Here is an 11,619-nt window from a genome sequence, read left to right as displayed (position 1 = left end):
TTCATAAAAAATAAGGACTATGGTTGAAAAAATCATAGTCCTTACTTTGTTAAATTCACACATCATTTTTAATACGAATACATAAATGTTACGCCTTAAAGCACTTTTTCAAGGTTCTCTCCTACTTCTTATTTTTCTGATGTTTTCAGTTAATGGCTTTGCTCAGATGATGCTGGAAAAGAAAATAAAGATTCAGCGAAGCGATGAGCTCAATCTTCGCCAACTATTGGATACGCTTTCTGAGCAAAACAATTTCTACTTTTCCTATGAAAGCACCTTACTTCAATTAGATCAACCGCTGGAAAATGAGCAATTCTCAGGTACAATTGGAGAGTTTCTTTTAGATGAATTGGGTGACTCCTATGAATACAAGGAACTTCCGGGGTATATCATCATCAGATATGCACCTGAAAAACTGGATCTGGATGCTGATATGGAGACAAGATTTAGAACTGTTACCGTCAAAGGTTACATCAAAAATGCCCGAACAGATCAGCCAGTCAGCCAAGCCAGTATTTATGATAAAAACAGCCTAGCCTCTACACTAACGGATGAAAATGGCTATTTCAAACTCAAATACAAGAAGCAGAATTCCTCAATTTGGCTCACACTTAGCAAGGAGAATTATCGGGACACCACCTTTTTGCTTTTGCCCACAGTGAGCATTGTGGCGGACAAAGAGAACAAACGATTTCGCTATATTCCTGGGGACAGTGCCACACAAGCATTGGAAGAGAGTTTTCTCGGACGAGCATTCATAGGATTCAAACAAAGGCTACAGGGAATCAACATGGGAAGTTTCTTCGCTGAAAGCCCAGTTCAAATGTCATTGATACCCGGATTAAGTACCAAAGGAATGTTCAGTAGCCAAACCATCAGCAAATTTTCCTTGAACTTGATCGGTGGCTATACGGCTGGTATTGAGGGAATGGAAGTGGCAGGGATCTTTAACATCAATAAAAGAGATGTCAAATCACTTCAGGTTGCTGGTATCTTTAATATGGTGGGCGGGAGTTCCAAAGGACTTCAAGTTGGAGGAATTTATAATTCTGTTTACCGGGACGTGGACGGATTACAGGTCGGCGGAATCTATAATCATGTTCGTGGCAATGTAAAAGGACTCCAAATTGGCGGAATTATAAATACTGTTGGCGAAACTTCAGATGTTCAGATCGGAGGAATCGTCAATCACAGCAAAAAGTCAAACTATTTTCAACTGGCAGGAATAGCCAATAATTCCTCCAGTTCAGCTGGATTCCAAATAGCAGGAATTACAAACTTTGTCGGCGATACCGTCAATTATCAAATCACTTCAATTGTAAACAGAGCTAAAAAAGTCAATGGTTTCCAGTTCGGTTTGGTAAACATAGCAGATGAAAGTGATTACTCTTTAGGTCTATTGAACTTCATCAAAAATGGAGAAATGGCCCTTTCCATCTCTATGGATGAATCGAGTTTCACTCATTTCAATTTTCGGTCTGGTGGCAGAAAAATGTACGGAATTTTTGGTGCCTCCTATCAACTACGTGAGGTAGATACGCCGATAGGTTTGGAAATTGGTCTTGGGATTCATTTAATTACTGATCATAGGTTTTCGCTTGATACAGAATTTGTAAGTATGAGCGCAAGTGACTTTGTTTCCATCTCCAATCATCTCCAAACCTTTAGACTATTACCTGGATTGAATATTGGAAATCACTTAAGACTTTTTGCAGGCCCAAGCCTAAATTTCGCCTTTCTCGATCCAGGACAAGATCACTTCACCAATGGCTGGAATATTCTGGACAAAACAACTTCAAATGGGATTTACAGAAGCTATGGCGGAGTGACTGGGGGTTTGCAGGTAATTTTTTAGTAAAAAGACTTTCAATTCTCTTTTCCGGGTTTACTAGAATCTCTAGCTTATTTTAAACCCTGAACGTTCACGATTTCCAGCTGAAGATCAATTGAACGCTAGAGCTTTAATAGTATGAGTTCGACTTTTATCAGAAGTACCAAATTTAGTTTTCTGCGCATTTTTATTGACTCTCCATCATCAAGATCAAAAAATTATTCATTTATGAATTAACAATAAAACAGGTGACTTGATTAAGGATTAACAATAAAGACAAGGATTAATTTTAATATTTTAATTGAAAGGCTCAGTTTCCAATTTTAGCCTTTTTTCACAGATTTTGATTCAAATCAAATTCTTGCTTTTAAGTATCAATTATTCATTTATTAGGGTAATTTTCGCAATATACTGACTGAATTCCCACCCTGAATTCATAAACCCACAATAAAAACTAAAATAGCCTATGAGCAATTTTACACTCAAAACCAAGACAGCAGTGTTCTTGTTGACACTCTTGGTTTCCCTCACCTCAGGAACCGTTTTTGCGCAAACAACGGTCTCTGGAACCGTAAGCGACGCGGACACCAAAGAAACCTTAGTCGGTGTTAACATCTTAGTCAAAGGAAAGGTTATTGGTACCATATCGGACCTAGATGGAGCGTATTCGCTAAATGTAAATCAGGATCCGCCATTGACGCTTGTCTTTTCAATGGTAGGATACAATACCCAGGAAATTGAAGTAACTACAGCACAATCCACTGTAAATGTGCAACTTGTAGAATCTGCCATCCTTGGACAGGAAGTGGTAGTTTCGGCCTCTCGAGTGGAAGAAAGTGTGCTTCAATCTCCAGTTTCTGTAGAAAAGATGGATATAATCGCCATCCGGGATGCGCCTCAGGCAAGTTTCTACGACGCGATCAACAACATGAAAGGCGTGGAAATGAGCACGCAATCCCTCCTATTTAAGTCTTTCAACACACGTGGGTTCAATGCCAACGGTAACGTAAGAACTGTGCAGTTGATTGACGGAATGGATAATCAGGCGCCAGGTCTGAATTTCTCTGTTGGTAACATAGTAGGAATATCCGAGTTGGATCTAGAAAGCGTAGAGCTACTTCCTGGTGCTTCTTCAGCGCTCTACGGGCCAAATGCCATCAATGGTATTTTGCTGATGACATCAAAAAGTCCTTTTTTATATCAAGGCTTATCAGCCAGCGTGAAAACCGGTATCATGGATGAAAGTGGTAGATCCAAAGCTTCAACTGGCTTCTATAATTTCAGTGCCCGGTATGCGAAAGCAATCAATGATAAGTTTGCTTTTAAAGTGAACTTCGAATACTTAAAAGCTGATGACTGGCAGGCAAACGACTTCAGAGATCAATCCTTATTAAACGGATCCACCATTGAAACTGGAAATACATCAAACAATCCAGCTTATAATGGTGTGAATATTTATGGTGATGAGACCAATGTCAACATGCTTTCTGTGGCGCAATCTATGGTGGCTGCTGGTTTCCTTCCGCAAGCAGCTTTAGGAATTATTCCTAGTACAGCTGTTTCTAGAACAGGTTATATGGAAAGAGATCTAGCGGATTACGGCACTAAGTCATTGAAATTCAATGCTGCTCTTCATTATAGAATTAACGACAACATCGAGGCGGTTCTACAGGGAAATCTTGGTTTTGGTACCACAGTTTATACCGGTGCAGACAGGTACTCTTTGAAGGATTTCATGATGGGGCAATACAAAGCTGAATTAAAAGCTTCTAATTGGTATGTGAGAGCATATACTACCCAAGAAAGGTCTGGAGATGCTTTTGCAGTAGGCACAGCAGCACAGGGAATAAACGAAGCATGGAAAGCTAGTACGCAATGGTTCCCCGAGTATGTTGGAGCGTATGCTCAGGCAGTGAGTGCTGGTTTACCTTCAGATCAGGCGCATCTAGCAGCGAGAGCTTTTGCAGATCAAGGCAGATTTATGCCTGGAACAGCTGAATTTAACAATGCATTGACCGCAGTAACATCCCGACCAATTCCGGGCGACCAAAATGGCGTAGGAGCAAAATTCGTTGATAGCAGTAACTTGTACCACTTTGAAGGATCGTATAACCTTTCAGAACAAATCAAATTTGCAGAGTTTGTAGTAGGTGCTAATTATAGAATTTATGACCTGAACTCCAACGGGACAATTTTTGCGCTCACTGAAAATGGTGAAGAATTCAACATCCAGGAATATGGAGGATACATTCAAGGATCAAAGAAGTTGTTCAATGACAAATTCAAATTGACAGCCTCAGCGAGATATGATAAAAATGAGAATTTCGAAGGTCAATGGTCCCCAAGAGTTTCTGGAGTTTTCACTCAGGGAAATCACAACTTCAGAGCTTCCTACCAGACTGGTTTCCGTATTCCTACCAATCAGGACCAGTACATTGACCTGAATACCCCGCAAGCACGTCTGATAGGTGGATTGCCTTTCTTTGCAGATCGTTATAACCTGAATGCAAACTCTGGTTATACGCTGGCAAATGTGACTAATTATGGTGGAGCTGTTCAGCAATCTGCCCAAGATCCTGCAATTCAACAGCAGGCAATTGCTATCGTTACCCAGCAAATTCAGGCTGGGCAGATCCCAGCTTCGGAGGCAGAATCTGCTATCGCACAAACGGTCGGCTTTCTAGCAGCACAAGCAAATGTAGGTTTATTACAGCCTTATGAAATTCAAAAGTTCCAGCCTGAGCGTGTGAAGTCTTTTGAAGTTGGCTATAAAGGAATTTGGGGACAAAAGCTATTGGTAGATGCTTATGCGTATTTCAATAGATTTGAGAACTTCAATGGTAGCCAGGTTTTGGTTCAAGATGCATCAGACGCTGGTCTTGCAGGTCCTAATCCAATGACGGGCTTAAACCTGATCGGTTTGGGTGCAGGAGGTAGAAATATTTATTCCATGCCTGTTAATAGAGCAGAAATTATCAAATCATGGGGATGGGCAGCAAGTTTGGATTACAAACTACCAAAGGGATATACTGTAGGTGGTAATGTGTCATTCAATACGCTTTCTAACTTGGACGAACTGGCAGAAACAGGTTTCCAACCTAGCTTCAATACGCCTGAATACCGATACGTATTGAACTTTGCCAATAGAGAGGTAATTGACAACCTTGGATTTGCTTTAGCCTACAGATGGCAAGGAGAATTTGCGTGGCAATCTTCTTTCGTGAACCCTGCTGTTTCTACTCAGCAACTATCGGTAATTCCTGCTTATGGTACATTTGATGCTCAGTTGAGCTACAAAATCAAAAGCATGAAGTCAATCTTAAAAGTGGGAGGCTCAAATCTTTTCAGCAAAGGATATACTCAAGCTTGGGGCAACCCAACCGTTGGAACCATGTATTTTGTAAGCTTGACGTTTGACGAGTTCCTGAATTAAAGATTACCAACAAATTATCAATTTATAGCCATCTCGATCATTTCGGGATGGCTTTTTCTATTCATAAAGAGAAAAATATCAGGTGAAAAACTTTATAGTAAAATCGTCTTCGCAGAAAAGTATCGAGGAAAAATATCCTGATCGTCTTTAGACCTTAAGATTAAAACAGCAAATCCTCGTAGGGCATATCTGAATCATTAAACCCGGACTTTCCTACTTTGACCAAAATAAAAAGGATCACCACAATTGTGATGATCCCCTTTGATATCAACTGATAAGCAGTCTTTTTATTCCCATTCTTTCGTCATGGTGCTTAAGAAGCTTAATAGATCTCTGATTTCTCTTTTGCTTAGCAATGCCTTCATATCCGGCATACTTGAAGGAGAATTCTTGCGCTCAGCAATGCTGCTGTTCATAATCAAGGTATCGGGCTTTGCTCCAACTTTTACGAGCAAACCATTTTCTTGCTCTTCCATCAAGGTTCCACTAACAGAAGTCCCATCTTTTAGCTCAAGCTGCACTATCCCATATCCCGGAGCAAGTCGCTTACTTGGATCGATCAAAGCTTCCAGTAATTCTGTTTTAGTGACCCGATTAGCGATTCCATTCAAGTGCGGACCAGCTACACCGCCCATATCATCGTATCCATGACAACGGATACATTGAGCAGTTTGGTTTTGGAAGAAAATATTCCTTCCTACCCTTACACTGCCGCCTTCTAATGCTCCACTATAGAGAGCAACTAAGTCTCCACCAGTTCTTTCCTCCTGGATCGTTGCATACTTAGTCTTCAAGTCTGCTGAACCTGTGGAGTCTATTGCTTCTTCCAACTCGATCATCACTTCATTAGGCAGTTTGTCCTTAGACAAATCATCCAAAAGCGTATTCCAAAGAGGAAGCTCAGCTGAATTTTCCAGATTTCCCAGACTCAATAACGCCGCTTGCTTTTCAGCAGTGGTTCTGTTTTGAATAACATCCTGAAGCAGGCTTACCATAAGATCTTGAGAAATATCAGTTTTGGTCAGAAGATCCAAACCTACGACACGTACTGCTCTGGACTTATCTTTCATCGCTATCTCAATAGGCTCAGAAATTGAGCCTGGATTCGTAACGGAAAGTGCTAAAATAGCGGCTACACGTACATTTTCTGATTGGTCATTTCTAAGTAGGGACACAAGTTTAGATTCAGCATCAGCGATTTTCAATTTACCGATTGCTTTTACCCCTGCTACTCTTACTTCCTCATTTCTGTCATTCAGTGAACCTATCAAGGTTTCTTTTACAGAAGATTGTATTGGCGCAAGATCCCGTTCTATAGCACCTCTATTTCTTCCATCTACCCGATCAAGAACCGAAGGCTTTGCCCAAGTGCCCAAAGTAGCAATTGCTTCAGCTTTCAATACTGAATTCACACCAGGTTTTGCTATGTACGCCTTCAAATTATCCATTGCCTTCTGAGTTCCCACTCTCAGGTTTGCATTGATCGCTCTTCTGATCAAAGGCTCATTTTCAAAACTGGTACTTACCAATAAGTCACCCAAAGCTGGAAGTGCTCCTTCGATGGAGAAATCGTCATTAATCGCTCTTGCTGCCTCTGTTACGATATATTCATCTTCATCTGCTAAGAAGGCAGCAATTCCCGGATCAACCATTCTGCGAAGTGCCAAAACTGCTCCAAGACGAACAGCATTAGAAGGATGAGAGGAAAGCGCAAGAATAGGATCCTTCTTATTGATTCGTGCCAAAGCTAAACTGGCAGCATGGCGTAAGAATGCATCTTCATCGTTATTAGCTTCCAATACTCCTATCAAGCCATTAATGGCAGGCTCATAAGCAATTCTACCTAAGGCTTCCGAAGCAAAGAATCGCACTCGGATTTCACTATCTGAAAGCAAAGGAAGTAAAGCATCTCCCGCTTTAGCATATTTAATATCTCCAAGCCATTTAGCAGCTTGGGCTCGAATCTCAAAGTCCTGATCTTTTAATAGAGGAATTAGCTCATCAGCATAATCCATTTTCTCCATTCTTGCCAATTGACTGATTCCAACTATGCCATGGATTCTTGCATATTGATTTGACTTTTGCGCTATGGCTGCTTTGAAAATAGCCATTCCTTTCTCTCCTCTTTTCGCTAATTCAAACTGCGCTTTTCTTCTGATCCGCATGTCTTCATCACTTAGGTAGCCTGCAAGTGCATCATCTTTAAGCGTTTTGAAATCAGTTTTCATCACTTGGGCAGTGATTTTTCTAGCTTCCCAGTTTGCTCCACCTTCGTCCTCAATTTTCCAAACCCGTCCGTAATTTTTGGTATTCCAGCCATCTATCCAATCCGCAAAGTAAAGTGAACCATCTGGTCCGAAATCAAGACCTGTTGCCAAGACACCAGACATGATATTTTCGGTTTGGGTCATTTTGAAAGATGCTCCATCAGGTTCCAGCTTGAAGGCATGAATACCTGAGCGGGTAGGATTCCCTACAAATGAAGCTACGAAAAAAGTGTTTTTCCATTTCTCTGCCAAAGCAGTTCCTGGATTGTAAACCATCCCTGTCGGGCCATTGATGTAATTCTGAATCGGTGGAGTGATGTATGCAGCCTGTCCCTCATGACGTGGAATGTATAGTTTTTCGTCCATCCATACTTTATAAGTATTGTTATCTGGATCACGGTACTTTCCAAATTGCCAATTAGTCCTCCAGCCAGTATCTGAACCGTTTACCAGGTAAACCAATCGCTCGCTTTCTCCCCCGTGATCACCATCATTATCCACGGAGATCAGGTTGTTATACGCATCAAAAGTAAACTCATGGGTATTTCTAACCCCCATGGCAAAAACCTCAAAGTCACTTCCATCAGGATTTGCTCTTACGACCACTCCTCTATTTGGATACTTCCATTCGGTGCCATCAGGGCCAACTCCATTGAATCCGATGTCTCCGATTCCCCAATAGATTCTACCATCTGGCCCTTGTTTAAGGCCTGACATTCCGTGACCTCCAAAACCAATGTGAACACCATATCCATGAGAAATTGACTCCTTCTCATCCATGACGCCATCACCGTTTTTATCGCTTAATCTCCACAAATCTGGACCTACCCCCACAAATAAATTATCCTCCAACTTCAGCAAGGCACCGGCCACATCATTTGTAACATCGCTAAAGTCCTGAACCATGATCTGGGAATATTCAGCAAGTCCATCGCCGTCCCTGTCTTCCAATCTAAATACCTCTTCTCTTTCCACTGTCATATCCCGCCAGTCATGTGATCCGTCTCCGTTCACATCTGCCAGCCAAGTATTTTTATCAGACATTTCCGGAGAAAGGGTCTTTTGAAGAAATGCTCTTTTTTCTTCAATAGTTTGAAGGCTAATAGATGGTATTTCCCATTCCTGATGACCTCTGATATCAAACTCAGAGTTTTTTTGGCGGTTGGTTCGTGTATAATACAGGCTTCCATCATCAGTCACCTGAATAGAAATCGGATCGTAAACAAGTGAATCCACTGCCCAAAGGGACAGTTTGAGCCCTGGGCTTAGCGTTGCGTTGATTCCACCTTCAGCTGCTTGCACCATAGGAGCGATTTCCTCCTTGGTCAAGGTACGTTCGCGGAGATCAACTTTTTCAGTTTTTCCACAGGAAATCAATAAGGGAATTGCTGCTGCCAAAATAACTTTGGCGTAGTGTGGTTTTATTTTGGGTTGAGGCATAGGTAAATTTTATTTTTCCAATCTTGAAAGTAACAAAATTAGAAATGCCTTGTTTGCCATTAGTCAAAAAGGGTATAAAAAACAAAATCCCGACCAAGGATCGGGATTTTGTTCACTTTAACCACTAACAACCATAAAACAAAAATAAGATAAGACAAAGCGGGGATTGAGCTTTAACGTCTTGGTAGTCGGTACGGGAATCGAACCCGTGTTTCATCCGTGAAAGGGACGTGTCCTAACCCCTAGACGAACCGACCATACTTCAATAAAAATTCACAACTTCCTGAAATTCAGGCGACAATGTAGTCGGTACGGGAATCGAACCCGTGTTTCATCCGTGAAAGGGACGTGTCCTAACCCCTAGACGAACCGACCATTAATACCCTTCGAAAACGTGCTTTTCTGAATGGTTGTGCAAATATAGAAGGTTAAGTTTTTAAAAACAATTTGCCTTCAAAAATTTCTTCTGATTTGTGCTAAAAACCTGAGTCCAAAGGAATAAAATTTTCTTTGAAGGGTTTGCTGTTGATTTTCCTATTTTTGAGCCCCAATCACACTACACGCAATGAAACCTACCAAGGACATCAGAATAGCCATCAACGGTTTTGGAAGAATAGGCCGATATACAGCCAAACTAATTTTAGAAAAAAGCGGGTTAAAACTAGTTGCAATTAATGACTTAGCGGATCAGGAAGCAATTGCCCATTTGCTCAAATACGATTCCATTCATCGTAAATCTTCTAGTAAAATTGAGCTGAAGGACTCTATTCTAAAAGTTAATGAGCAGGAAATTCAACTTTTTGGAATAGCTAATCCAGAAAAACTTCCTTGGGAATCCTTAGACATTGACCTTGTGATCGAATGTACAGGAAGATTTACGGATAGATCCGGAGCGGAAAAACATTTGACAGCTGGAGCGAAAAAAGTGATTATTTCTGCCCCTTCCCTCGATCCAACCATCAAAATGGTGGTGCTGGGAGTGAACGATTCCATTTTAACTGGAGAAGAACGAATAGTTTCCAATGCATCCTGCACTACCAATTGCCTCGCTCCTATGGTAAAAGTGTTGGATGATAATTTCGGAGTGGTCAAAGGCTTCGCATCAACTGTACATTCCTACACCAACGACCAGAACCTTCACGATGCACCGCACCGCGATCTACGAAGAGCCAGAGCTGCTGCCTATTCTATTATTCCTACGACAACTAACGCTGGCAAGGCGTTGGATGAGATTTTGCCCGAACTAGCTGGAAAAATTGAAGCTTCAGCGATGCGGGTTCCTGTACCGGACGGTTCCCTGACTGATATGATTGTGGAACTAAAGGAAGATGTAACAGAAGATCAAATAAACAATGCCTTCAGGGAAGCCAGCAAAGGCTATTTGAAGGGATTTCTAGAAGTAGAGGACTCTCCTATCGTTTCGATTGATATCATAGGAAACTCCCACTCCTGTATCATTGATTCTGCTTTGACATCAGCCAAAGGGAAGATGATCAAGCTGGTGGGTTGGTATGATAACGAAGCGGGCTACGCCAACCGTTTGGTTGACCTAGCCCGCCTGATATCTGGGAATTAATTTGATGTTAAGCTTTTACACGATTGAGTGAAAGAAGCTTTACAATAAAGTTTGGAAGGTTTTTGGTATTATCACGCTTATGCAAGTGCAAATACCATCCTAATTTCTCCATGATTGGGACTTTGAATGTTTCTACCATTTCAATCCAAGTGCCATCAGGGTCTTCTAAATAGGAGAATCTTCCAGCAGCTTTCCCCATATCAAATTCATTTCCGCTATCTACGGTTAGTTCTATGCCATCTTTCGCAAGTTTTTCCTTGATAGCGCCCATTCCGTTTACATCAAAGCACAAATGGATAAAGCCTAGATCTCCCCAGTTTCTGTTTTCAAACACTTTATTCCTAGGCTGACCCTCGGTTTCTATTAATTCAATTTGAGTTTGGCAGAATAGTTTTCCAAAAGCACCAGTCATCGTGGAGGAGCCTTGCAGAATTGCGCGTCGGTAGGTTGAAGTTCCCTCTCCTACCTGAGCGAAATCTTCCCAAACGCCAGTTTGATCACAAAGAATCTCGGATTGCATCAAGTGCTTTTGATAGGTTGGCAATGCTGCATCTATGGAAGACACACCGATTACCACTCCTAAGACTCCACCAGTTAGATCTTTGTTTTTGCTAAACCAGGAGCCATTTTCTATTAATTCAAAGGTATTTCCGTAAGGATCTTTCACATAAAAATGCCAAACACCAAGTGGATTTTTGACAGGCTCGCCCAGCATTTCGGCACCAACGCTTTTGAGATGAGCGTGAGTTTTGTGAATATCATGACAGCGCATTTTCACTGCCAAAATCCCTAAATCCTTCCAAGTAAGTTCATGCTCAGAAGCCAGCGGCTCTTTGGAAGTGTATTGCCAAATCTCAAAGCCTCCCCCGCCTTGCATATTCAGCGCGAGAATTGCATGTCTGCTTTCTACCTTTCCCGAGGTGTAACGAGTCATTAATGCTGCCTCCGCACTGTCCTGAAAAATTGGCACGTCCATTTTAAATGCTTTCCTATACCAAGCCCAGGCCTGATTTGCATCTTTTACCCCTATCCCTACTTGCTGGATTCCATTAATTGTCGCTTGATTCATTCA

General features: G+C 41.5%; 5 protein-coding genes and 2 tRNA genes. 3 read left to right on the top strand and 4 right to left on the bottom strand.

The genetic code is table 11. From position 1 onward, the window contains the following. Positions 1–85 precede the first annotated feature (85 nt). On the top strand, positions 86–1,855 hold the full coding sequence (locus BM386_RS03170; RefSeq protein WP_091691588.1) for a peptidase associated/transthyretin-like domain-containing protein: 1,770 nt from the start codon (positions 86–88) through the stop codon (positions 1,853–1,855). A 442-nt stretch (positions 1,856–2,297) separates the two neighbouring features. Then, entirely contained in the window at positions 2,298–5,264 is a 2,967-nt protein-coding gene (locus BM386_RS03165; protein ID WP_091691587.1) for a TonB-dependent receptor domain-containing protein, read from the top strand. Between the two features lie 287 nt (positions 5,265–5,551). On the opposite strand, the gene BM386_RS03160 is transcribed toward BM386_RS03165, so the two are convergent. The 3 genes from BM386_RS03160 to BM386_RS03150 form a co-directional block, all read right to left on the bottom strand. Then, complete coding sequence (locus tag BM386_RS03160; RefSeq protein WP_170857020.1) at positions 5,552–8,971, bottom strand: HEAT repeat domain-containing protein; 3,420 nt, start codon at positions 8,969–8,971, stop codon at positions 5,552–5,554. A 182-nt stretch (positions 8,972–9,153) separates the two neighbouring features. After that, positions 9,154–9,228: transfer RNA gene (locus tag BM386_RS03155), tRNA-Glu, on the bottom strand. A 46-nt stretch (positions 9,229–9,274) separates the two neighbouring features. Further along, a tRNA-Glu gene (locus tag BM386_RS03150) sits at positions 9,275–9,346 on the bottom strand. Positions 9,347–9,536: 190 nt separating this feature from the next. Here BM386_RS03150 and gap point away from each other — a divergent pair. Next, entirely contained in the window at positions 9,537–10,547 is a 1,011-nt protein-coding gene (gene gap, locus BM386_RS03145) for a type I glyceraldehyde-3-phosphate dehydrogenase (RefSeq protein ID WP_091691586.1), read from the top strand. 7 nt (positions 10,548–10,554) lie between these two features. On the opposite strand, the gene BM386_RS03140 is transcribed toward gap, so the two are convergent. After that, positions 10,555–11,616 carry a VOC family protein gene (locus BM386_RS03140; protein ID WP_091691585.1) on the bottom strand — a complete coding sequence of 354 codons (1,062 nt, stop codon included), beginning with the start codon at positions 11,614–11,616 and terminating at the stop codon, positions 10,555–10,557. Between the last annotated feature and the right edge of the window lie 3 nt (positions 11,617–11,619).

The sequence above is a fragment of the Algoriphagus locisalis genome (genome assembly GCF_900116615.1).
Lineage (GTDB): Bacteria > Bacteroidota > Bacteroidia > Cytophagales > Cyclobacteriaceae > Algoriphagus > Algoriphagus locisalis.
The sequence above is the reverse complement of the archived record's forward strand: the minus strand, read 5'-3'. Positions and strand labels throughout refer to the sequence as shown.